The 24012-nt window shown below is 68.6% G+C and carries 19 protein-coding genes; 7 read left to right on the top strand and 12 right to left on the bottom strand.

The annotated features are described in order from the left end of the window. Window positions 1–7: 7 nt before the first annotated feature. From J8I35_RS13750 to ubiA, 5 genes are all read left to right on the top strand, one after another. Entirely contained in the window at window positions 8–967 is a 960-nt protein-coding gene (locus J8I35_RS13750) for a LysR substrate-binding domain-containing protein (RefSeq protein ID WP_006476864.1), read from the top strand. A gap of 622 nt (window positions 968–1589) precedes the next feature. After that, window positions 1590–3776 carry a catalase/peroxidase HPI gene (gene katG, locus J8I35_RS13755; protein WP_209925777.1) on the top strand — a complete coding sequence of 729 codons (2187 nt, stop codon included), beginning with the start codon at window positions 1590–1592 and terminating at the stop codon, window positions 3774–3776. A 110-nt stretch (window positions 3777–3886) separates the two neighbouring features. Further along, window positions 3887–4033 carry a hypothetical protein gene (locus J8I35_RS13760; RefSeq protein ID WP_162838113.1) on the top strand — a complete coding sequence of 49 codons (147 nt, stop codon included), beginning with the start codon at window positions 3887–3889 and terminating at the stop codon, window positions 4031–4033. A gap of 119 nt (window positions 4034–4152) precedes the next feature. After that, entirely contained in the window at window positions 4153–4641 is a 489-nt protein-coding gene (dpsA, locus tag J8I35_RS13765; protein ID WP_050011787.1) for a non-specific DNA-binding protein DpsA, read from the top strand. A 207-nt stretch (window positions 4642–4848) separates the two neighbouring features. Beyond that, the gene (gene ubiA, locus J8I35_RS13770) at window positions 4849–5712 is read left to right on the top strand and encodes a 4-hydroxybenzoate octaprenyltransferase (RefSeq protein ID WP_209925778.1); all 864 of its coding nucleotides are present in this window, start codon (window positions 4849–4851) and stop codon (window positions 5710–5712) included. A 101-nt stretch (window positions 5713–5813) separates the two neighbouring features. On the opposite strand, the gene proC is transcribed toward ubiA, so the two are convergent. From proC to J8I35_RS13800, 6 genes are all read right to left on the bottom strand, one after another. Further along, entirely contained in the window at window positions 5814–6626 is an 813-nt protein-coding gene (gene proC, locus J8I35_RS13775) for a pyrroline-5-carboxylate reductase (protein WP_209925779.1), read from the bottom strand. 53 nt (window positions 6627–6679) lie between these two features. Next, window positions 6680–7378: a YggS family pyridoxal phosphate-dependent enzyme gene (locus J8I35_RS13780; RefSeq protein ID WP_089488620.1), complete on the bottom strand. Its 699-nt coding sequence runs from the start codon at window positions 7376–7378 to the stop codon at window positions 6680–6682. 130 nt (window positions 7379–7508) lie between these two features. Beyond that, a complete protein-coding gene (glcF, locus tag J8I35_RS13785) occupies window positions 7509–8735 on the bottom strand; it encodes a glycolate oxidase subunit GlcF (protein ID WP_050011784.1) in 1227 nt (408 codons plus the stop codon). Between the two features lie 7 nt (window positions 8736–8742). After that, window positions 8743–9831 carry a glycolate oxidase subunit GlcE gene (gene glcE, locus J8I35_RS13790; protein ID WP_209925780.1) on the bottom strand — a complete coding sequence of 363 codons (1089 nt, stop codon included), beginning with the start codon at window positions 9829–9831 and terminating at the stop codon, window positions 8743–8745. 184 nt (window positions 9832–10015) lie between these two features. Next, window positions 10016–11509: an FAD-linked oxidase C-terminal domain-containing protein gene (locus J8I35_RS13795; protein WP_209925781.1), complete on the bottom strand. Its 1494-nt coding sequence runs from the start codon at window positions 11507–11509 to the stop codon at window positions 10016–10018. A gap of 38 nt (window positions 11510–11547) precedes the next feature. Next, the gene (locus J8I35_RS13800) at window positions 11548–12957 is read right to left on the bottom strand and encodes an FAD-linked oxidase C-terminal domain-containing protein (RefSeq protein ID WP_069616704.1); all 1410 of its coding nucleotides are present in this window, start codon (window positions 12955–12957) and stop codon (window positions 11548–11550) included. A 136-nt stretch (window positions 12958–13093) separates the two neighbouring features. Here J8I35_RS13800 and J8I35_RS13805 point away from each other — a divergent pair, with 136 nt between their 5' ends. Next, a complete protein-coding gene (locus tag J8I35_RS13805; protein ID WP_050011780.1) occupies window positions 13094–13645 on the top strand; it encodes a cob(I)yrinic acid a,c-diamide adenosyltransferase in 552 nt (183 codons plus the stop codon). A 95-nt stretch (window positions 13646–13740) separates the two neighbouring features. After that, the gene (gene hmpA, locus J8I35_RS13810; RefSeq protein ID WP_209925782.1) at window positions 13741–14949 is read left to right on the top strand and encodes an NO-inducible flavohemoprotein; all 1209 of its coding nucleotides are present in this window, start codon (window positions 13741–13743) and stop codon (window positions 14947–14949) included. 91 nt (window positions 14950–15040) lie between these two features. Here hmpA and J8I35_RS13815 read toward each other — a convergent pair whose 3' ends face one another. The 6 genes from J8I35_RS13815 to J8I35_RS13840 all read right to left on the bottom strand — a co-directional run bounded on the left by J8I35_RS13815 (window position 15041) and on the right by J8I35_RS13840 (window position 23928). Then, window positions 15041–15430: a type II toxin-antitoxin system VapC family toxin gene (locus J8I35_RS13815; protein WP_060965601.1), complete on the bottom strand. Its 390-nt coding sequence runs from the start codon at window positions 15428–15430 to the stop codon at window positions 15041–15043. Then, a complete protein-coding gene (locus tag J8I35_RS13820) occupies window positions 15427–15696 on the bottom strand; it encodes a type II toxin-antitoxin system Phd/YefM family antitoxin (protein ID WP_124555653.1) in 270 nt (89 codons plus the stop codon). Before J8I35_RS13820 ends, J8I35_RS13815 begins: the two co-directional genes overlap by 4 nt. A 122-nt stretch (window positions 15697–15818) precedes the next feature. Next, window positions 15819–16892 (bottom strand): 3-deoxy-7-phosphoheptulonate synthase AroG, encoded by a 1074-nt coding sequence (aroG, locus tag J8I35_RS13825; RefSeq protein WP_050011777.1) that lies wholly within the window; start codon window positions 16890–16892, stop codon window positions 15819–15821. Between the two features lie 398 nt (window positions 16893–17290). Beyond that, window positions 17291–18757, bottom strand: a complete 1467-nt coding sequence (gene tldD / locus J8I35_RS13830; protein WP_050011776.1) for a metalloprotease TldD — start codon at window positions 18755–18757, stop codon at window positions 17291–17293. Window positions 18758–18840: 83 nt separating this feature from the next. Then, window positions 18841–19668 carry a carbon-nitrogen hydrolase family protein gene (locus tag J8I35_RS13835; RefSeq protein WP_089488179.1) on the bottom strand — a complete coding sequence of 276 codons (828 nt, stop codon included), beginning with the start codon at window positions 19666–19668 and terminating at the stop codon, window positions 18841–18843. A 60-nt stretch (window positions 19669–19728) separates the two neighbouring features. Continuing rightward, window positions 19729–23928, bottom strand: coding sequence for an AsmA-like C-terminal region-containing protein (locus tag J8I35_RS13840; protein ID WP_209925783.1), 4200 nt, complete (start codon window positions 23926–23928; stop codon window positions 19729–19731). Window positions 23929–24012 lie beyond the last annotated feature (84 nt).

Here is a 24012-nt window from a genome sequence, read left to right on the forward strand (position 1 = left end):
ACCCACAATGACCCTGACTGAATTGAAGTACATCGTCGCGGTCGCGCGCGAGCGGCATTTCGGCCGCGCGGCCGAAGCGTGCTTCGTGAGCCAGCCGACGCTGTCGGTGGCGATCAAGAAGCTCGAAGACGAGCTCAACGTGCAGATTTTCGAGCGCGGCGCGAGCGAAGTGAGCGTGACGCCGATCGGCGACCAGATCGTCACCCAGGCGCAGCGCGTGCTCGAGCAGACCTTCGCGATCAAGGAGATAGCGAAGCAGGGCAAGGACCCGCTCGTCGGCCCGTTCCGCCTCGGCGTGATCTACACGATCGGGCCGTACCTGCTGCCGACGCTCGTCAAGCAGATGATCCAGCGTGTTCCGCAGATGCCGCTGATGCTGCAGGAGAACTACACGCTGAAGCTGCTCGAACTGCTGAAGCAGGGCGAGATCGACGCCGCGATCATGGCGCTGCCGTTCCCCGAAACCGGCCTGATGGTGCGGCCGTTGTACGACGAGCCGTTCGTCGTCGCGCTGCCGGCCGGCCATCCGTGGGAGAAGCGCGACGAAATCGACGCCGAGGACCTGAAGCAGGAAACCATGCTGCTGCTCGGCAACGGCCACTGCTTCCGCGATCACGTGCTCGGCGTGTGCCCGGAACTGATGCGCTTCTCGCAGACGGCCGACGGCATCCAGAAGACCTTCGAGGGCTCGTCGCTCGAAACCATTCGCCACATGGTCGCGAGCGGCGTCGGCATCACCGTGCTGCCGCGGATGTCGGTCGCCGAGGTCGGCCCGCGCGCGAACGGGCCCGACGCCGAGCTGTTGTCGTACGTGCCGTTCAACGAACCGGTGCCCGACCGCCGCGTGGTGCTCGTGTGGCGCAAGAGCTTCACACGGATGCCCGCGATCGACGCGATCAGCGACGCGATCGCCGCGTGCGAGTTGCCGGGTGTCGCGAAGCTCGACATGCCGGCCACGATGAACTGACGCGCTGGCGCAGGCGTGTGTGGCAGCGTGATGAACGGGGTCGTGCGACCCCGTTTATTTTTCCCTATCACATAGATGAAATTTATCAAATTCAAATAATTGATAGATATAGATAGAATCCTCTCCATGGATCGGCGTCGCGCCGACGTTCGGGATGCAGGTTGAATGCAAGCGTCAAAGGAGGATGTCATGATGCGGTCGGTATTGCAGCACGCGCAGCGGAACACCCCGTCGCGCGACACGGTCGTACATCGCGCCAGGGCGGCGGTTCGCAGCCTGCGCCCGATTGCGTTCGCATACCTGGCGGACCGTGTGTATGGCGGATGAGTGCCGCCGCACGCCGGTCCTGTGTTCCCCCGATTCACCCGCCGTCGAGCCATGAGGAAGCATTGCAGGTCCGATACCCGACAAGCCGGCCGCCTCGCCGGCACGACGCGTGCCGGCAGCCCCTTCCGCGCGCGCCCCGCCTGCGGCGCGTGGCAACGGGAATGCGTGTCGCAGGCCGCGCGCGACATCCCGTAGTACGACAGGAGGAACCGCCTGTTCCGTTTCATCCCCCCGCAATGCTCCACGAACCGCGCCCGGCACGTGGGGGCCTACGAGCAAGACAAGGAGAAAAAGCATGTCGAACGAAACGAAGTGCCCGTTCAACCACACCGCAGGCAGCGGCACGACGAACAAGGACTGGTGGCCGAATCAGCTGAACCTCAACGTCCTGCATCGGCATTCGGCGCTATCCGATCCGATGGACCCCGATTTCGACTACGCGGCAGCGTTCAAGAAGCTCGATCTCGCCGCGGTGAAGCAGGACCTGCACGCGCTGATGACGACGTCGCAGGACTGGTGGCCGGCCGACTTCGGCCACTACGGCGGCCTGTTCGTGCGCATGGCATGGCATAGCGCCGGCACGTACCGCACGGCCGACGGCCGCGGCGGCGCGGGCGGCGGGCAGCAGCGCTTCGCGCCGCTCAACAGCTGGCCGGACAACGTGAGCCTCGACAAGGCGCGCCGCCTGCTGTGGCCGATCAAGCAGAAGTACGGCCGCAACATCTCGTGGGCCGACCTGCTGATCCTGACCGGCAACGTCGCGCTCGAATCGATGGGCTTCAAGACGTTCGGCTATGCGGGCGGCCGCGCCGACACGTGGGAACCGGACGACGTCTACTGGGGTTCGGAAAAGATCTGGCTGGAACTGAGCGGCGGCCCGAACAGCCGCTACACGGGCAAGCGCGAGCTCGAAAACCCGCTCGCCGCGGTGCAGATGGGCCTGATCTACGTGAACCCGGAAGGCCCGGACGGCAACCCGGACCCGGTCGCCGCCGCGCACGACATCCGCGAGACGTTCGCGCGGATGGCGATGAACGACGAGGAAACGGTCGCGCTGATCGCGGGCGGCCACACGTTCGGCAAGACGCACGGCGCCGGCCCGGCGTCGAACGTCGGCCCCGAGCCGGAAGCCGCGGGCATCGAGCAGCAGGGCCTCGGCTGGAAGAGCACGTTCGGCACGGGCAAGGGCAAGGACACGATCACGAGCGGCCTCGAAGTCACGTGGACGTCGACGCCGACGCAGTGGAGCAACGACTTCTTCAAGCACCTGTTCAGCTACGAGTGGGAGCTCACGAAGAGCCCGGCCGGCGCGCACCAGTGGGTCGCGAAGGATGCCGGCGAAGTGATTCCCGATGCGTACGACGCGTCGAAGAAGCATCGTCCGACGATGCTGACGACCGACCTGTCGCTGCGTTTCGACCCGGCCTACGAAAAGATCTCGCGCCGCTTCTACGAGAATCCGGCCGAATTCGCCGACGCGTTCGCACGCGCGTGGTTCAAGCTCACGCACCGCGACATGGGCCCGCGTTCCCGTTACCTCGGTCCGGACGTGCCGGCGGAACACCTGCTGTGGCAGGACCCGGTCCCGGCCGTCGATCACCCGCTGATCGACGACGCCGACGTCGCCGCGCTGAAGGCGAAGGTGCTGGCCACGGGCCTGTCGGTGTCGCAGCTCGTGTCGACCGCATGGGCGTCGGCGGCGACGTTCCGCGGCTCGGACAAGCGCGGCGGCGCGAACGGTGCGCGCATCCGCCTCGCCCCGCAGAAGGACTGGGAAGTGAACCAGCCGGCGGCGCTCGCGGCGGTGCTCGAAACGCTCGAAGGCGTGCAGAAGGCGTTCAACGATGCGCAGACCGGCGGCAAGAAGGTGTCGCTGGCCGACCTGATCGTGCTGGCCGGTGCGGCCGGCGTCGAGCAGGCGGCGAAGCACGCCGGTGTCGCGATTACGGTGCCGTTCGCACCGGGCCGCACGGATGCGTCGCAGGAAGAGACCGACGTCGACGCGATGGCCGTGCTCGAGCCGGTGGCGGACGGGTTCCGCAACTACCTGAAGCACGCGTACAAGACGCCGGCCGAGGCGCTGCTGGTCGACAAGGCCCAGTTGCTGACGCTGAGCGCGCCGGAGATGACGGTGCTCGTCGGCGGCCTGCGCGTGCTCGGCGCGAATGCCGGCGGCGCGAAGCATGGCGTGTTCACCGATCGTCCGGAAACGCTGACGAACGACTTCTTCGTGAACCTGCTCGACATGGGCACGGAATGGAAGCCGGTATCGGCCGCGAACGACGTGTTCGAAGGGCGCGACCGCGCGACGGGTGCGGTCAAGTGGACGGGCACGCGCGTCGACCTGATCTTCGGCTCGCACTCGCAGTTGCGCGCGCTGGCCGAGGTGTACGGCAGCGCGGATGCGAAGGAGAAGTTCGCGCGCGATTTCGTGGCGGCCTGGAACAAGGTGATGAACCTCGACCGCTTCGACCTCGCATGAACCCGGCCGCATCCCGACGCGGTGATGTAGTCACGCAGTAACGTGAAACGGCCGGTCCAGCGACCGGCCGTTTCTTCTCTGAACGATGTCTTGTCAAAGGAGTGACGACCATGACGCAAATGATGCTCAACGTGCGCGCGGCCGCGTCGCCCATTCTGCGCTCGCCGGCGGAGCTGGCGCGCTACGGGGTCGGCTTCGCGATCGTCGTCGGCGGGGCGGCGGAGCTGGCCGCGCAGGCGCTGCATGCGCTCGCGTAGTGCGACGCCCGATTCGCGACGCTAGAATGGCGAGTCGCGAACGCATGCCGCGCGACACGGCATGCGGATTGCTCGACGCATTTTCGCCGGTTCAACATGTCGAATGAGGAGTCCCGAAGATGGCCAAGAAAGGCAACGCCACGCAGATCAACATCGGTATCAGCGACAAGGACCGCAAGAACATCGCGGACGGCCTGTCGCGCCTGCTCGCCGATACGTTTTCGCTGTACCTGAAGACCCACAATTTCCACTGGAACGTGACCGGACCGATGTTCAACACGCTGCACCTGATGTTCGAGGAGCAGTACAACGAACTGTGGCTCGCGGTCGATTCCGTCGCCGAGCGCATTCGCACGCTGGGCGTCGTCGCGCCCGGCACGTTCGGCGAATTCGCGAAACTGTCGTCGGTGCCGGAAGCGAAGGGCGTGCCGGCCGCCGAGGACATGATTCGCCAGCTCGTCGAAGGGCACGAGGCGGTCGTGCGCACCGCGCGCGACATCTTCCCGATCGCCGACGCGGCGAGCGACGAGCCGACCGCCGATCTGCTGACCCAGCGCCTGCAGACGCATGAAAAGACCGCATGGATGCTGCGGTCGCTGCTTGCATAAGCCCGGCGCGGCCGGGGGCGGCAGGCTGGCCCAATCCGGGGCGGCCTGGAATCTGGCCCCTGAATGATGCGCACAGCGGCACGGCCGCGCGCAGCGGGCCGCGGCGGCCAGCCGGCCCGCCACGACCGCCGGCCGCGGGTCGCGCCGACATGACGCGGAGCACCGGTCGGCTCTAAAATGCCGGGATTCTCTTCCCGGTGCTTCGCCATGCTTGCCCGCTTTCCCCTGTATCTGCGGCTCGTCCGGATGGACAAGCCGATCGGCAGCCTGCTGCTGCTGTGGCCGACGCTCAACGCACTGTGGATCGCGTCGGACGGCCACCCGCGCTGGCCGCTGCTCGTGATCTTCACGCTCGGCACGCTGCTGATGCGCTCGGCCGGCTGCGCGATGAACGACTACGCCGACCGCGATTTCGACCGCCACGTGAAGCGCACGGCCGACCGGCCGCTGACGTCGGGGAAGATCCGCGCATGGGAAGCCGTCGCGATCGCGGTCGGGCTGTCGTTCATCGCGTTCCTGCTGATCCTGCCGCTCAATACGCTGACGAAGGAATTGTCGGTCGTCGCGCTGTTCGTCGCCGGCTCCTATCCGTTCATGAAGCGCTTCTTCGCGATTCCGCAGGCGTATCTCGGCATCGCGTTCGGCTTCGGCATCCCGATGGCGTTCGCGGCCGTGCAGGACACGGTGCCGATGCTGGCGTGGGTGATGCTGGTCGCGAACATCTTCTGGTCGGTCGCGTACGACACTGAATATGCGATGGTCGATCGCGATGACGACATCAAGATCGGCATCCGCACGTCCGCGCTGACGTTCGGCCGTTTCGACGTCGCGGCTGTGATGGCGTGCTACGCGGCGACGCTCGGCATCTACGTGTGGATCGGCGTGACGCTCGGCTTCGGCCTCGCGTACTGGGCGGGCTGGGCGGCGGCGGTCGGTTGCGCGCTGTATCACTACACGCTGATCAAGGATCGCGAACGGATGCCGTGCTTCGCGGCGTTCCGCCACAACAACTGGCTCGGCGGCGCGCTGTTCGCCGGCATCGCCGTGCATTACCTGCTGACCGGCAACTGACCGACACTGCGCGCGTCTTTTCGCGCGGTGCCAACGAAAAAGCGACCCGACGGTCGCTTTTTTTACGTCCGGCGCCGGCCAAACCGGCGCCGCTGTCGCGCTTACGCGCGGCCGAGCTCGTCGCCCATTTCCTTCGCCCGCGCTTCGGCCGCGAGCGCGCCGCGCACGATCGCTTCCTTCACGCCCTGCGCGTCGAACGCCGCGAGCGCGGCGGCGGTCGTGCCGCCCTTCGACGTCACGCGTTCGCGCAGCACGCTCGCCGGTTCGCCCGATTGCGCGGCGAGCTGCGCGGCGCCCGTGAACGTCGCGACCGCGAGTGCGCGGCCCTGCTCGTCGTTCATGCCGAGACGGCGCGCGGCTTCCTGCAGCGCTTCGATGAAATAGAACACGTACGCAGGGCCGCTGCCCGAAATCGCGGTGACCGCGTCGAGCCGCGCTTCGTCGTCGAACCACACGATCTCGCCGACCGCGCCGAGCACGTTCGACGCGAGTTCGCGGCCGGCCGCGTCGACGCCCGGCAGGGCGGCCAGGCCCGTCACGCCCATGCCGACCAGCGCGGGCGTGTTCGGCATCGTGCGCACGACGCACGCGTAGCCACCGAGCCAGCGGGCGAGATCCGCGCCGCGGATGCCGGCCGCGATGCTGATCACGAGCTGCGACTTCAGGTGCGGCGCGAGCGCCTGCGCGACGTCGTGCAGCACCTGCGGCTTCACCGCGAGCACGATCGCGTCGTAGTCGGCGAGCGTCGCGTCGACGGCCGCGCCGGTACGGACGCCGAACTGCTGCGCGGCGCGCGCGCGGACGTCCTCGTTGACGTCGATGGCGTACAGGCCGTCCGCGGCGACGCCGCGCTTGATCAGGCCGCCGATCAGGGCCGCGGCCATGTTGCCGCCGCCGATGAATGCGATTTTCATGATGTCGGGAATGAGCGAGTGAGTGGACGGAAAGGCGGAAAAGAGCGCGGCGCTCAGTGCGCGTAATCGCGCGCGCCGAAGATCGCGGTGCCGACGCGCACGATCGTCGCGCCTTCGAGCACCGCAGCGTCGAGATCGGCGGACATGCCCATCGACAGCGTGTCGAGCGGCAGGCCGTCGGCGCGCAACGCGTCGAACAACGCGCGCAGCGCGCGATGCGGCGCGCGTTGCGCGTCGGTGTCGCCGGCCGGTTCGGGAATCGCCATCAGGCCGCGCAGCCGCAGCGACGGCAGCGCGGCGACCGCACGTGCGACCTCGGCCACGTCGGCCGGCGCGACGCCGCTCTTCGACGCCTCGCCGCTGATGTTCACCTGCACGCACACGTTCAGCGGCGGCAGATGCGCGGGGCGCTGTTCCGACAGGCGCTGCGCGATCTTCAGCCGGTCGACCGAATGGACCCAGTCGAAGCGCTCGGCGACGGCGCGCGTCTTGTTCGATTGCAGCGGCCCGATGAAATGCCATTCGAGGCTCGCGCGCAAGTCGGCGAGCGCGTCGATCTTGTCGATCGATTCCTGCACGTAGTTTTCGCCGAACGCACGCTGCCCGGCCGCATGCGCGGCGCGCACGTCGTCGGCCGGAAACGTCTTCGACACGGCGAGCAGCGAGACGGTGGCGGGATCGCGGCCGGCCGCGCGGGCGGCGTCGGCGATGCGGCGGTGAACGGAGTCGAGACGGGCGGCGAGATCGGACATGACGGGCACGGAAGCAGGCACGCAAGCAGCGCGGAAACGGGCATGAAGCCGATGCGCGGCGACACGCGGCGCATCGATCCGCTCATTATACGGACGCCGCGCGCCCGCCCGTTATCGGCGTGAACAGCCTCTAGCCGTACAGCAAATGCTCGACGAGCTGGACCCAATGAGCGACCGGCACCTGCGTGCCGCTCTGCAGATGCGCGATGCAGCCGATGTTGCCGGACACGATCATCTGCGGTTCGAGCGCCTGCAGCTTCAGCAGCTTCTGCTTGCGCAACCGGTACGACAGCGACGGCTGCGTCAGCGAGTAGGTGCCGGCCGAGCCGCAGCACAGGTGGCTGTCGGCCGGTAGCCGCACGTCGATGCCGAGCGTCTCCAGCAGGCGCTCGACCTTGCCGCGCGACTGCTGGCCGTGCTGCAGCGTGCACGGCGGGTGGTACGCGACCGTATGGATCGCGCGGCGCCGCGCGATCGTCGCGAGTTCGGCCTCGAACGCGAGCAGCACGTCGGAGATGTCGCGCGTCAGCGACACGATGCGCTGCGCCTTTTCCGCGTAGGCCGGATCGTCGCGCAGCAGGTGCGCGTATTCGAGCACCGTCGCGCCGCAGCCCGACGCGTTCATCACGATCGTCTCGACGCCCTGTTCGACGTGCGGCCACCACGCGTCGATGTTGCGGCGTGCGTCGTCGAGCGCTTCGTCGTGATAGTTCAGGTGCAGGCGGATCGCGCCGCAGCAGCCCGCGTCGGGCGCGACGACCGTCTCGATGCCGAGCGCGTCGAGCACGCGCGCGGTCGCGATGTTGATGTTCGGCAGCATCGACGGCTGCACGCAGCCGCCGAGCATCAGCATCTTGCGCGTATGCGTGCGATGCGGCCATTCGAGCAGCCGCGTGCGCGGCGGCACCTTGTCGCGCAGCCGCTTCGGCAGCAGCGGCCGCACGTGCTGGCCGAGCCGCATCACCGGCGAGAACAGCGCGGCGTTCGGCACGACGCTCGCGAGTACGCGGCGCATCAGCCGCTGCTGCGCCGGGCGCTCCACCTGCGCCTCGACGTGCTTGCGGCCGATCTCGACGAGCCGGCCGTACTGGACGCCGGACGGGCAGGTCGTCTCGCAGCTGCGGCACGTGAGGCAGCGGTCGAGGTGCTGTTGCGTGCTGCGCGTGACGGCCGCGCCTTCGACCATCTGCTTGATCAGGTAGATGCGGCCGCGCGGGCCGTCGAGTTCGTCGCCGAGCAGTTGATAGGTCGGGCAGGTCGCGGTGCAGAACCCGCAGTGCACGCACTTGCGCAGGATCGCGTCGGCCTCGTCGCCGTCGGGCGTGTTGCGGATGAAATCGGCGAGATTCGTTTGCATCGATCCCTCAGAGATCAGGGTACAGCCGGCCGCGATTGAAGATGCGCGCGGGATCGAACGCGCTTTTCAGCCCGCGGTGGATCTTCATCATCGGCGCGGGCAGCGGCGTGAACACGCCCGCGCTGCGGTCGTAGGTATCGCCCGCGCGGAACAGCGTCGCATGGCCGCCGGCCTGCTTCGCGCTCATGCGCACGGTCTGCGCGTCGGCGTCGGTGATCCACCAGCGCTGCGCGCCGCCCCATTCCATCAACTGGGTGCCGGGCAGGTGCATCGGTTCGGTGATCGACGGCAGCGACAGGCGCCACAGCGCGTAGCCGGGCGGGATGCCGTTGAAGAACGGGTCGGTGTGCTCGCGCAGGCCGGCCCAGAAGCGCTCGGCCTCGACCGCGTCGACGACTTCGCCGCCGAGCAGCGTTTTCGCGGATTTGACGGCGGCTTCCGCGCCCGACAGGCGCAGCACGAGCGTGCCGTTGCGCCACGCGCTCGCGCTGACCGGCAACGGATGACCGCCCCATTCGTTGAGCTTGCGCACCGCGTCGCTCGCGGTCATCTCGAACTTCAGCGTGACCTCGGCGACAGGCATCGGCAGTACCTTGATCGACAGGTCGAGCATCAGCCCGAGCGTGCCGAGCGCGCCGGCCATCAGCCGCGACACGTCGTAGCCGGCGACGTTCTTCACGACCTGCCCGCCGAAGCGCAGCATGTCGCCGCAGCCGTTCATCAGCGTGACGCCGAGCACGAAATCGCGCGGTGCGCCGCAGGTGGCGCGGCGCGGGCCCGCGAGGCCGGCCGCGACGCAGCCGCCGACGGTGGCCGCGCGGCCGAAATGCGGCGGCTCGAACGGCAGCATCTGGCCGCACTCGGCGAGGACGGTTTCAAGCTGCGCGAGCGGCGTGCCCGCGCGGACCGTGACGACGAGCTCGGCCGGGTCGTACGACACGATGCCCTGAAACGCGCGCGTGTCGAGTATTTCGCCGTCGAGCGCCTGGCCGTACCAGTCCTTGGTGCCGCCGCCGCGAATCCGCAGCGGCCGGCCGTCGGCACTGGCCGCGCGAACGCGCTCGGCCCATCCGGCGACGATGTCGTCCTCTTCCATGTTCTGTTGCTGCCTCGACTTGTTGTTCGGTCGATTGTACCGGGGTGGCGCGATTCCACATCGCGACTATCCCTAAGCCCCGTCTCGCGTGCGGCATGCCGGCGCCGGCGCGCGACCGCGCCGCGCGGGCGCGGCAGAGCCCCGCACCGCGGCCGCCGGTGCGGAGCCGCGACCCGTGCGCCGTTCAGAAACGCGGCAGGTCGGGGTGCGGCAGCAGCCCGCCGCGCACGTGCTGGCGACCGTATTCGGCGCAGCGCGCGCGGGTCGGGATGCCCTTGTCCGGGTTCAGCAGCCCGGCCGGATCGAATGCGCGCTTGACCGCGAAGAACGCATCGCGCTCCTGCGGCGAGAACTGCACGCACATCGAATTGAGTTTTTCGATGCCGACGCCGTGCTCGCCCGTCACGCTGCCGCCGAATTCCACGCAGCATTCGAGGATTTCCGCGCCGAACTGCTCGGCGCGGTGCAGCTCGTCCGGATCGTTCGCGTTGTACAGGATCAGCGGATGCATGTTGCCGTCGCCCGCATGGAACACGTTGATGCAACGCAGCCCGTAGCGCGTTTCGAGTTGCTCGATGCGCGCGAGCAGCGGGCCGATCGCGCGGCGCGGCACGGTGCCGTCCATGCAGTAATAGTCGGCGGAAATGCGGCCGGCGGCCGGGAACGCGTTCTTGCGGCCCGACCAGTAGCGCAGCCGCTCGTGTTCGTTGCGCGACACCTGGATGCGCGTCGCGCCGTGTTCGCGCAGCACGGCGGTCATCCGCACGATCTCCTCGGCGACTTCTTCCGGCGTGCCGTCCGATTCGCACAGCAGGATCGCCTTCGCGTCGAGGTCGTAGCCCGCGTGCGTGAACGCCTCGACGGCTTGCGTGGCCGGCTTGTCCATCATCTCGAGCCCGGCCGGGACGATGCCCGACGCGATGATCGCCGCTACCGCCTCGCCGCCCTTGACGACGTCGTCGAAGCTCGCCATCACGAGCTGCGCGGTCTGCGGCTTCGGGATCAGCCGCACCGTGACCTCGGTGACGATCGCGAACATCCCTTCGCTGCCGATCATCACCGCGAGCAGGTCGAGGCCCGGCATGTCGAGCGCGAGCGAGCCGAATTCGACGACCTCGCCGTCGATCGTCACCGCGCGCACGCGCATCACGTTGTGCACGGTCAGCCCGTATTTCAGGCAGTGGACGCCGCCCGAGTTTTCCGCGACGTTGCCGCCGATCGTGCACGCGATCTGCGACGACGGATCGGGCGCGTAATACAGGCCGTACGGCGCGGCCGCCTCCGAGATCGCGAGGTTGCGCACGCCGGGCTGCACGGTCGCGGTGCGGGCGTACGGGTCGACTTCGACGATGCGCGTGAAGCGCGCGAGCGACAGCACGACGCCGAGCGCGATCGGCAGCGCGCCGCCCGACAGGCTCGTACCGGCGCCGCGCGGCACGATCGGCACTTCCATGCGGCGGCAGATCTGCACGATCCGCTGCACCTGCGATTCCGTCTCGGGCAACGCGACCGCGAGCGGCAGCCGGCGGTAGGCGGACAGGCCGTCGCACTCGTACGGCGCCGTGTCCTCGTCGCGGTACAGCAGGCAGTGCGTCGGCAGCACGGCCATCAGCGCCTGCACGACTTCGCGCTGGCGCTGCGCGCGTGCGGCGCTCGACAGTTCGACGGGAGCGTTCATGAGGTCTCCAGCGTGGGGCGCGATGTCGCGCCGCCGGGTCAGCACGTGAAAATCTTGCCCGGATTCATCAGGTTGCGCGGATCGAGCGCGAGCTTGATCGCGCGCATCGTGTCGATCGCGTTGTCGCCGTGCTCCTTCGGCAGGAAGCGCATCTTGTGCAGCCCGACGCCGTGCTCGCCCGTGCAGGTGCCGCCCAGCCGCAGCGCGCGCTCGACGATCCGGTCGTTGATGCGTTCGGCTTCGGCGAGCTCCTCGGGCTTGTCGGGATCGATCAGGATCGCGACGTGGAAATTGCCGTCGCCGACGTGGCCGACGATCGGGCAGGGCAGCGACGACGCGCGCAGGTCGACCTCGGTTTCCTCGACGCACGCGGCGAGCTGCGAGATCGGCACGCACACGTCGGTCGTTACCGCACGGCAGCCGGGTTTCAACTGCAGCATCGCGAAGTACGCGTTGTGGCGCGCGGACCAGAGCCGCGTGCGATCCTCGGGGCGCGTCGCCCATTCGAAGCCCTGGCCGGCGTTCTGGCCGGCGAGCGCCTGCACAAGTTCGGCCTGTTCCTTCACGCCGGCGTCGGTGCCGTGGAATTCGAAGAACAGCGTCGGCGCTTCGGCCAGCGTCAGGTTCGAGTGACGGTTGATCGAGCGCACGGCCAGCGCGTCGACGAATTCGACGCGCGCGATCGGCACGCCGATCTGGATCGTCTCGATCACCGTGCGGACCGCGTCGCCCATCGTCGGGAACGTGCAGATCGCGGCCGACACGGCTTCGGGCAGCGGGTGCAGGCGCAGCGTGATCTCGGTGATCACGCCGAGCGTGCCTTCGGACCCGACGAACAGGCGCGTGAGGTCGTAGCCGGCCGACGACTTGCGTGCGCGCGAACCGGTTTTGACCACGCGGCCGTCCGCGAGCACCGCGGTGAGGCCGAGCACGTTCTCGCGCATCGTGCCGTAGCGCACGGCATTGGTGCCGGATGCGCGGGTCGCGGTCATCCCGCCGATGCTGGCGTCGGCGCCCGGGTCGATCGGGAAGAACAGGCCGGTGTCGCGCAGCGCTTCGTTGAGCGCCTTGCGCGTGATGCCCGGCTCGACCGTCACGGTCAGGTCTTCGGCGTTGATCGACAGCACGCGGTTCATTTCCGACAGGTCGAGCGACACGCCGCCGCGCACCGCGAGCAGGTGGCCTTCGAGCGACGAGCCGGCGCCGTACGGGATCAGCGGCACGCTGTAGAGCGAGCACAGCGACACGACTTCGCGCACGTCGTCGGTGCTGCGCGCGAACACGACCGCGTCGGGCAGTTGCGGATCGAACGGGGATTCGTCGCGGCCGTGATGGGCGCGGACTGCGTCGGCGGTCGACACGCGCTCGCCGAAGGCGGCGCGCAGCGCATCGAGCATGGCGGGGGGCAGCGGGCGGCGCGTGGCGGCCGGCGGGGCAGGGTGGTTCACGAATGTCTCCTGACTGCTTGTCATACTGTCGGCCCATTCTACGCTGTAACGCCTGCTGCGCCTCCCGCCGCGGGCTGCGATAATCGCGTTCCAGCCAACCGGGCCGCGTCGCGGCCGCGCACGAGAGGACATTCGCATGGGCAACCGCTTGAGCAAGATCGCGACGCGCACGGGCGACGACGGCACCACCGGCCTCGGCGACGGACGGCGCATCGGCAAGGACGACGCGCGGATCGCCGCGATCGGCGACGTCGACGAACTGAACTCGAATCTCGGCGTGCTGCTGGCCGAGCCGCTGCCGGACGACGTGCGCACCGCGCTCGTCACGATCCAGCACGACCTGTTCGATCTCGGCGGCGAGCTGTGCATCCCCGGCCACGCGGTGCTCGACGACACGCATCTCGCGCGCCTCGACCAGTGGCTCGCCGATTACAACGCGACGCTGCCGCCGCTGAAGGAATTCATCCTGCCGGCCGGCTCGCGCGCGGCGTCGCTCGCACACGTGTGCCGAACCGTGTGCCGACGCGCGGAGCGCTCGATCGTCGCGCTCGGCCGCACCGATACGCTGAATGATGCGCCGCGGCGTTACGTGAACCGGCTGTCCGACCTGCTGTTCGTGCTGGCGCGCGTGCTGAACCGCGCCGGCGGCGGCGCCGACGTGCTGTGGGAGCGCGAGCGCGTCCGCTAACGCGCCATCCCGCTTTTTGCGCACTGCGACAATTTGCCCGAGGGGCGCCTGTTTTTAAACATGTATCGTATGTGCATGTTTAACGGAGAACGAACATGACCCACATCACCGCTGACCAGATGGCCCGTGTGAAGGCCACCGCCCCCGTCCTCGCCGAGCACGGCGCGACGATCACGAAGCATTTCTATCAGCGCATGTTCGCGCGTCATCCGGAACTGAAGAACCTGTTCAACCAGACGCACCAGAAGACCGGCAGTCAGCCGGAGACGCTCGCGAAGGCCGTCTATGCGTATGCGGCGAACATCGACAACCTCGGCGCGCTGGGCGGCGCGGTGTCGCGCATCTCGCACAAGCACGCGAGCCTGAACATCCGCCCCGAGCATTACCCGATCGTCGGCGAGAACCTGCTCGCGTCCATCGTCGAGGTGCTCGGCGATGCAGTCGATGCGGATACGCTCGAAGCGTGGCGCGTCGCGTACGGCCAGCTCGCGCAGATCCTGATCGGCGCCGAGGCCGATCTTTACGCAGGCGCCGCATGGAGCGGCTTCCGCCCGTTCCAGGTCGCGCGCAAGGTGCGTGAAAGCGACGAAATCACGTCGTTCTACCTGACGCCCGCCGATGGCGGCGGCGCGCCGACCTTCGAGCCCGGCCAGTACATCACGGTGAAGCGCTTCGTCGGCGATCTCGGCGTCGACCAGCCGCGCCAGTACAGCCTGTCCGACGCGCCGCACGGCAAATGGCTGCGCATCTCGGTGAAGCGCGAGGCCGGCAAGGCCGACGCGATCCCGGCCGGCAAGGTGTCGACGCTGATGCATGATGGCGTGGAGGAGGGCGCGATCGTCGAGGTGACCGCGCCGATGGGCGACTTCTCGCTGAAGCGCGACGTGGATACGCCGGTCGTGCTGATCTCGGGCGGCGTCGGCATCACGCCGATGATGTCGATGGCGTCGACGCTGATCGCCGAAGGCAGCCCGCGCGACGTGCGGTTCGTCCATGCATGCCGTTCGGGCGCGGTGCACGCGTTCCGCGACTGGCTGAACGACACGGCGCGCGAGCACGCGAACGTGAAGCGTACGGTGCTGTATGAGCTGGGCGGCCCGAACGATCGTGCCGGCATCGATCACGACCTCGAAGGGCGCCTCACGCCGGAACGCGTGAAGCAGCATGCGCTCGTGCCGGATGCCGACTACTACATCTGTGGCCCGATCGCGTTCATGAAGGCGCAACGCGATGCGCTCGTCGCGCTCGGCGTCGCGCCGGAACGCGTGAACACCGAGATCTTCGGGTCGGGCGCGCTCGAGTGAGGTACCGGCGGTCGGTCTCGGCCAACGCAACGATGCAATGACTAAGCCCGGCGCGAGCCGGGTTTTTTACTTGCGGCGCCGTGGGGCGACTTCAGGCGCGCAACATCAGCGTTGCGTGGTAGCGCCACACCTTCGGATCGGCGCTGACGAGCGGCATGCCTTCATGGAGTGCCTGCGCGACCATCACGCGGTCGAACGGATCGGCATGATCCGGGAAATCCGGCAACGCGGCGACTGCCTCGGCGTGATCGCTGCTGATCGGCAGCTCCGCAAAACCTGCAAGCCGAAATGCCGAACGCGCATCTCTCGGATGGACGGGCAGATTGCCTTTGCGATATTTGATCGCGATTTCCCAAATCGACGCGGCGCTGACGTACAGCGTGTTTTGGGGATGTTCGATCAATGCGGCCGCGGTTGCCGAAAGTTGCGGCGCGCCTTCAGCCGCCCAGAGCGCGATGTGCGTATCGAGCAGCAGCTTCACGGTGCGAGTCCCTCTTCCGAGCTCGCGTCGAAGTCGGCGGCGATCGATTCATCGCCGGCATTGAATGCCTCGACGGTTGTCGGGATGTTCAGCCCGGCAAGCAACTGACGGGCTGCACCGATCCGTTTTGGCGCGGCATAAGGAACGATCCGGGCAACCGGATGACCATTGCGGGCGATCACGACTTCGGATTCGCGCCCCAGTTCCAGCGCTTCGACGAGGCTTGAGAGCCGCGACTTGGCATCGTGCATGTTGACGGTCGGCATGGTCCCTCCTTGGTTAGCTAGGTAATGTTAGCTAGTCTAGCAGAGCGAAACGACGACCGCAGGCTGGCCGCATGGCCAACCCGCCGCCAAGCGGGGTCATGCGGCCAGTCTGGCGGCGCGCGTCAGTTCCCGCTGCCGCGCGCGACGCGCCGCGCCTTCACCGATTCCGCGAGGCCTTCGAGCACCTTCACGCTGTCGTCCCACGCGATGCACGCATCGGTGATGCTCTGGCCGTAGGTCAGCGCGCAACCTTCCTTCAGGTCCTGGCGACCCTCGACGAGGTGCGACTCGATCATCACGCCGACGATGCGCTCGTCGCCGGCCGCGATCTGGCGGCCGATGTCCGCGCACACCGGGATCTGGTTCTCGTGCTTCTTCGAGCTGTTCGCGTGGCTCGCGTCGATCATCAGGCGCGCGGCGAGGCCGGCCTTGCCGATGTCCGCGCAGGCCGCGTTCACGCTGTCCGCGTCGTAGTTCGGCGTCTTGCCGCCGCGCAGGATCACGTGGCAGTCTTCGTTGCCGGCCGTCGACACGATCGCCGAATGGCCGCCCTTCGTCACCGACAGGAAATGGTGCGGCTGCGACGCGGCCTTGATCGCGTCGACGGCGATCTTCACGTTGCCGTCGGTGCCGTTCTTGAAGCCGACCGGGCACGACAGCCCCGATGCCAGCTCGCGGTGCACCTGCGACTCGGTCGTGCGCGCGCCGATCGCGCCCCACGAGATCAGGTCGGCGATGTACTGCGGGCTGATCATGTCCAGGTATTCGGTCGCGGCCGGCAGCCCCATTTCGTTGATCTGCAGCAGCAGCTCGCGCGCGGTGCGCAGCCCTTCGTTGATCTTGAAGCTGTTGTCGAGGTGCGGATCGTTGATGAGCCCCTTCCAGCCGACCGTCGTGCGCGGCTTCTCGAAGTACACGCGCATCACGATTTCCAGCTCGCCGTTGAAGCGTTCGCGTTCCTTCACGAGCCGGCCCGCGTATTCGATCGCCGCCTTCGTGTCGTGGATCGAGCACGGCCCGATCACGACGATCAGCCGGTCGTCCATCCCGTGCAGGATGCGGTGCATCGACTGGCGCGAGTGGTAGATCAGCTCGGACGCGGCTTCGGAGCACGCGAATTCGCGGATCAGGTGGGCGGGCGGCGTCAGTTCCTTGAGTTCGCGAATGCGGACGTCGTCGGTGTTGTGCGGGGGCATGCTGTTTCTCCTCATTTTCCGGGGCGCCGTTCGGTCAGTGCGCGTGCGGCAGATTCATCAATTCGGGCAATTCAGTGGTTTCGGTCGGGGCCGCGGGACCGCTACGGCGGCGACCGGCTGGCGAAGGGCGAAAAAAAACCGCCGGGTTCGCCGGCGGTTTTTTCGGGAATTTCGGTTGCGCTTTACGCGCCATCAACCCTCTCGATCCGCCAGCGGTCTGAGATACCAAAAAAAGTAAAAGTAAAACTTGGCGGACATGACGGAAATTCGGCTCGTCAAAAAAGTTGATTCGGAATTTATACCCGGTCCCTGCGCGGCTGGCAACCGGGGGCATTCAAAAATGCGGACAATCCGCGTGTTTTCGTCAAAATGCGCGGATTGTCTGCGCCGCGATGCGGTTATGCCGTACCGCCGACCGTCATCTTGTCGATCCGCAGGGTCGGCTGGCCGACGCCGACCGGCACGCTCTGGCCTTCCTTGCCGCATACGCCGACGCCCGTGTCGAGCGACATGTCGTTGCCGATCATGCTCACGTACTTCAGCGATTCCGGGCCGCTGCCGATCAGCGTCGCGCCCTTCACCGGGTAGGTGACCTTGCCGTTCTCGATCATGTACGCCTCGGACGCCGAGAACACGAACTTGCCGTTCGTGATGTCGACCTGGCCGCCGCCGAAGTTCACCGCGTACAGGCCGTTCTTCACCGACGCGATGATTTCCTGCGGATCCTTGTCGCCGTTCAGCATGTACGTGTTCGTCATGCGCGGCATCGGCAGCGCCGCGTACGACTCGCGCCGCGCGTTGCCGGTGACCGGCATCTTCATCAGGCGTGCGTTCAGCGTGTCCTGGATGTAGCCCTTCAGGATGCCGTCTTCGATCAGCGTCGTGCACTGCGTCGGATTGCCTTCGTCGTCGATGTTCAGCGAGCCGCGGCGGTTCGGCAGCGTGCCGTCGTCGACGACGGTCACGCCCTTCGCGGCGACCTGCTCGCCGATCCGGCCCGCGAACGCGGACGAGCCCTTGCGGTTGAAGTCGCCCTCGAGCCCGTGGCCGATCGCCTCGTGCAGCAGCACGCCCGGCCAGCCCGGCCCGAGCACGACCGTCATCGCGCCGGCCGGCGCGGGGCGTGCGTCGAGGTTCACGAGCGCCGCGTGCACGGCGTCGTCGACGTAGCGCGACAGGATCTCATCGGTGAAGTAGCCGTAGTCGAAGCGGCCGCCGCCGCCGCCGGAGCCGATCTCGCGGCGGCCGTTCTGTTCGGCGATCACCGTGACCGATACGCGCACGAGCGGCCGGATGTCGGCCGCGAGCGCGCCGTCGCTGCGCGCGACCAGCACGACGTCGTATTCGCCGGCGAGGCCCGCCATCACCTGCGTGACGCGCGGGTCGCGGCCGCGCGCCATCTGCTCGATGCGCTCGAGCAGCTTGACCTTGGCCGTCGCGTCGAGCGACGCGAGCGGATCGGACGGCAGGTACAGGTCGCGGCCCGAGATGCCGGTCAGCGACGACGCGGCCTTGATTTTCTGGCGGCCGCCGCCGGCCGCCGCGATCGCCTTGGTCGCGGCGGCGGCTTGCGCGATCGCTTCGGGCGACAGGTCGTCCGAGTACGCGAACGCGGTGCGGTCGCCCGCGACCGCGCGCACGCCGACGCCCTGGTCGATGCTGAAGCTGCCCGATTTGACGATGCCTTCCTCGAGGCTCCATGCTTCGCTGCGGGTCGCCTGGAAGTACAGGTCCGCGTAGTCGACGCGATGCGTGAAGATGTCGGCGATCGTGCGCGTGAGCAGGCTTTCGTCGAGGCCGTACGGCGTGAGCAGGATGTCCTTCGCCAGCGCGAGGTTGCGGATGCCGGGTTCGATGATGTTCATGCGGATATCGGGGTTCTCAAAAAGTTGTCGGGTGCTGCCGGGCAGATGGTGGGCCGCGCGGCGTTTCAAGCGGTGCGGCGGATTCAGCTCAGCACGCGGTGCCGCCACGCGGGCAGGCTCTGGCGTACGTCGGCGATGCGTTGCGGATCGATCGCGCCGAGCACGACGCTCGCGCCCTCGTCGCGCACCGCGACGATCTCGCCCCACGGGTCGATCAGCATGCTGTGGCCCCACGTGCGCCGGCCGTTCTCGTGCTTGCCGCCCTGCGCGGCCGCGAGCACGTAGCACTGGTTCTCGACGGCCCGCGCGCGCAGCAGCGTTTCCCAGTGCGCGCGGCCCGTCGTATACGTAAACGCCGACGGCACGACCATCAGCGCGCAGTCGCCCATGCGGCGATACAGCTCCGGAAAGCGGAGATCGTAACAGACCGACAGGCCGACCTGCCCGAACGGGGCGTCGAACGCGACGACCGTGTCGCCCGCGCGGATCGTGCGCGCCTCGTCGAACGATTCGTCGCCTTTCTCGAAGTTGAACAGGTGGATCTTGTCGTAGCGCGCGGCCTCGTTGCCGGACGGATCGAACACGAGCGTCGTGTTCAGCACGCGGTCGGGTTCCGGCGCCTTCAGCGGCAGCGTGCCGCCGATCACCCAGATGCCGTGGCGGCGCGCGGCGTCGGCGAGGAATTGCTGGATCGGGCCGTCCCGGTACGGTTCGGCGAGCGCGAGCTTGTCGGTGTCGCGGTGGCCCATGAAGCAGAAATATTCGGGCAGCAGCACGAGCTGCGCGCCTTCGCCGGCGGCTTCCGCGATCAGGCGGCGCGCTTCGGCGAGATTGCGGGTGACGTCCGGCGCGCTCACCATCTGCAGCGCGGCGACCTGGAAGGGCGTGGCGGAACGGGCGTGGTCGGTCATCGAGGAATCGGTTGCGTCATAAATGGGGTGCGGCCCGGGCCCCTGCGGTTCGATGCGCGCTCAATGGCTCGATGCATCGGCCGGACCGTGATTCATCTTACCCCGATCGCTCCGCACCCGCTCGATGTGCGGGTGCGCCCACGAGCCGGTGATCGCGTAGTCGAGCGCGAACGCGTGCGACAGCGTCTCGGACAGCGCGTAGTTCGCGGCCAGCACGCCGATGCCGAGCAGCGGATTGATGACGGCGGCCCCGATCGCGGCCGCGCCCGCGCTGATCTTCGGCGCGACGTGCGCATGCAGATCCTGCGTCTCGGCGCCGAGATCGACCGCGCCGCGCACGGTGACGTTCGCGGGGCCCGTCATCATCGAGAAGTCGTCGGTGCGCGCGATCCCGTTCGAAATCCGGCCGGTACCGGCGATCTTGTCGAACGGCAGCCCCTTGCCGACCACGTCGCGGAAGTTCAGCGTCAGGAAGCGCGCGAGGCTCTGCAGGCTCAGCACGCCGAGCAGTTTGGCCGCGCCCGGGTCGACCTTCAGGATCTTCCCGTGCTCCAGGTCGACCGCGACCTGGCCGCCGAGCGACGGAAAGTCGAGCGCGGTCGGGCCGCCGCGCCAGCCGACCTTGCCCGTGACCGAGCCGTGACCGTCCGCGAGCGTGCGCGGCAGGCCGACGCGGTCGAGCAGCGCGCCCGCGTTGTCGATGTCGAGCTTGAAGTCGAACACGGTGCGGCGCGGCGCATCGATTTCGTCGGCGCCGCGGGCGAGCGCGCGGCGCGACGTGCGCCAGTTGCCGGTGGCCGTCAGCTTCGCGGCCGGGTTCGACAGCTCCAGCTTGTCGAGCTGCCACACGGGCGTGCCGTCCTCGTCGATGTTGCGCGCGTTGACGACGAGCCGGCCGATGTCGTGATCGCGCGCGACGACCTGGTCGACGATCAGGTCGATCGACGGCATCGGGCGGTCGGTCGGCGTCGGCAGGTTCATCGCACGGCCGACGAGGTCGTGCTCCGCACGCTGCGGCACGACGAGCTTCGCGAGCCGCGCGTTGAGCACGCCCGCGCCGTTGTGACCGCCGCCCGGCGCCCACGACAGGTAGCCCGACACCTGGTTCGACGCGATGTTCGCCTGCCACAGGTCGTCGACGTGCGACGCGCCGACGATCACGTTTTCCCAGTTGCGCTTGAGCAGCTTCAGCGTGCCGAAATGGAACGCGAAGCGCTTCGGCGCGAAGCTCGCGAAATCGACGCGCGGTGCCGCCTGCGGTTCCGGCGCGCGCGGCGTGTCGGGCTTCAGCGTGTGGGCGAGGGCGAGCCACGCGTCGGCGTCCAGCTCGTTGACGTCGACGGCCGCGCTCACGCCGTCCTGCGGCATGTCGGGCATCCGGTGGATGCCCATCGCGCCGCGTACCGCGCGCAGCGGCTGGCCGCGCGTCGCGTCGAGCAGGTAGGTCGCGGTCACGGGGCCGAGCGTCAGGTCGGCGTGTTCGAGGCGTTTGCCGTCCGCCTGCGGCGCCGGCTGCAGCGTGAAGCGGAACGGCATCGGCGTGCCGGCCGGTTTCGCGAACGGCGCCGGGAAGTTCAGCGCCACGCCCGTCAGGTCGGATTGCGCGCTGACGTCGGGCAGGCGGCCCGGCGCGCCGCGCACCGCGACCTTGTACGGCGCGTCGCCGACCACGTGTTCGAGCAGCGCGGCGGCCGCGCCGTGCAGGTTCAGGCCGCGCGCGGCGTCGAGCGCGAGCCGGCCGTCGACGTCCACCGCGTACGGGCCGTGCGACCGGAAGGTGCCGTTCGCGCGCACCGGGCCGCCGAGGAAGCGCCCCGACAGGTCGTGCAGCGATGCGCCGGCCTCGGTGAAGCGGACGCTGCCGCGCAGGGCCGACAGCGGCGGCACGCCGCGGGTCGACAGCGTGTTGCCGCCGAACGCGAGCGCGCCTTCGACGTGCGTGTGCGGATGGGGGACGTGCTGCGGAATCGTGATCTTGAGCGCGAGCGACGCGGGGCCCTGCGCGTCGATCCGCTGGCCGATATGGTTGCTCATCGTGCCGAGCGAGCTGTTGTCCGCATAGTCGATCAGGTCGGCGAGCGGGCCTTGCGCATGGCCGTCGATGATCAGCGGCGAGTGCGACGGATTGCCGAGATCGTCGATGCGGCCCGCGACCTTCGTCAGCGTGACGCGCTTGTAACGCGCGCGCGCGATGTCGAAGCGCAGCTTGTTCTGCGCGAGCTCGAACACGCCGTCGATCCCGTCGAGCGCCGGCCAGACGCTCGGCGTGCCGTTCGCGAGCTTGCGCGGCGGGTACGGCGTCGGCTCGAAGCGGCCGCCGGTGAACGGCGCGACGATGTGGAACACGCCGGCGTCCGGCTCGTGTTCGAACGGGAATTTCTCGAGCGGGCCGCGCGCGACGATCGACGCGCCCTTGGTCACGTTGCCGTCCTGCAGTGCGTGGCCGAGATAGTCGCGCAGGTGCTCGGACATCCCGGTCGGCAGGTAGCGCGGAATGCGCGCGACCGATGCGCGCGCGAAATCGGCGCGCAGGTCGAGCGAGCCGCGGCCGTGGCCGGGATTCGTGTACGAGCCCGACACCGCGATTTCGGCGTCGGGGTTCGACACGAACAGGTCGGGCAGCGACACGTCGACGCGCGCGTGCTTGTCGCCCGGCGCGGGCGTGATCGTCCATTTGGCGTTGCCGCGCAGCCGGTCGAACGTCAGGCGCGGCTCGTCGAATTCGCCGGGCACGGTGACGGCCGCGTGGACCGTGTCGAAATGCGCGGCGCCGCCCGTCTCGTTCGCATCGACGCGGCCCCACAGGTTCTCGACGCCCGGCCAGCCGGCGCGCGGGTGACCGCGCGGCGAGAGCCCGGGCGGCGGCTCCTGCGCGGCGAAGCTGATGCCTTGCAGATCGCCGAGGAAGCGGTAGCGGACGATCGGCGCGGCACCCATGCGCCGCTCCTCGTCGGCGAGATCGGCGCGCGCGGGTTTCGCGCGCTCCACCTCGATGTGATAGTTCGACACCATCCCGCGCGGGTCGATCTTGATCAGCTCGTTGCGCAGGCGCGCCGGCAGCGGCAGCCCGCGGATGAATTCGCTGAGGATGCCGAGATCGACGCGGTCGCCGACCACGCTGAGCAGTTGCCCCTGGTTCGCGGTCGGCACGCGGTAGCGCGCCGTCAGCGTCGACAGCGCGAGCGAGCGGGCGAGCGGCGTGCCGTCCGGCAGCGGCGGCTGGCCGAGCTCTGCATTGAAGCGCGTCAGGTGCAGCGTGTAGTCGCGGCCCGCATCGAGCACCACGTCCCAGCCGAAGCCGACCGTCGGCACGTCGAGCCGCGGCTGCGTCGGGCGCACGCGCAGCGCGACGTCGGCGCCTTGCAGGTCGCCGCCCGCCGAGCGCAGATGGCCGTCGCCGAAGGTCGCCCAGATCGCGTTGTCGATCCGGCCCGCGTGGATCGTGAGCGGCACGTCGAGATAGCGCGTGAGCGTCTGCAGGTCGACGGGGCCGGTCGACAGGTACGCGTCGCCGGTCCAGTTCGCCGGCTTGCCGATCGGCGCGAGCGGCTTGTGCTTGAAGCGTGCGCGGAAATCGAGCGGGCCGAGCAGCAGCGTACCGTTCGCGGGCGCCTGCAGCGCGGCCTTGTGCACGCGGCCGTCGTTCAGCACCGCGAGCCGAATGCCCGCCAGCACGAGCTCCGGCGCGTCGTGCTGCGCGTCGCGCCAGCGCAGCGTGCCGCCGCGCAGCACGATCGCCTCCTGCTTCAGCAGCCAGGTGCCGAACGTGTCGTTGCCGCCGTGGGTGGTGGCCACGCCGACCCCCGCGACGCTCAGCGAGCCGTCGGCCGCCCGCGCGACGACAAGGTCGGGCTGGTCGACGATCAGGCTCGACAGCGCGGGCGACAGCCGCAGCAGCGACATCCACGACAGCGCGGCCGTCGCGTGCGGCACCGACAGCGCAACCTTGCCGTCGCGGCCGCGGATCGTCAAGTTCGTGAGTTCGACGCCCGGCTGCATGCCGGACCAGTTCGGAGAAAGCTTGCCGATCGAAAGCTGCGCGTGGAGCTTGTCGGACACCGCGCGCTCGATGCGCGGGCGGTATTCGTCGATGCGCGGCAGCAGCACGTAGCGCAGCCCGAGGAACGCGCCGGACGCGACGAAGTAGGTGCCGATCCCGACTGCCAGCGTCACCCTGAACACGCGACGCAGGACCGGATGATCGTGCTTCGGAGGTCCCGCTTCGGGCGCAGCTACGGCGGATTCCTGACGGTCGGACATGCGGCGGACGGGCGGCGATATGGTAGTTTTGCAGACTGACGTTGAAATGTATCACACGGGTTCGTGCCGGCGGCCGTTGGAGGC

The sequence above is a fragment of the Burkholderia sp. CpTa8-5 genome (assembly GCF_017815045.1).
In the GTDB taxonomy this organism is placed as follows: domain Bacteria; phylum Pseudomonadota; class Gammaproteobacteria; order Burkholderiales; family Burkholderiaceae; genus Burkholderia; species Burkholderia sola.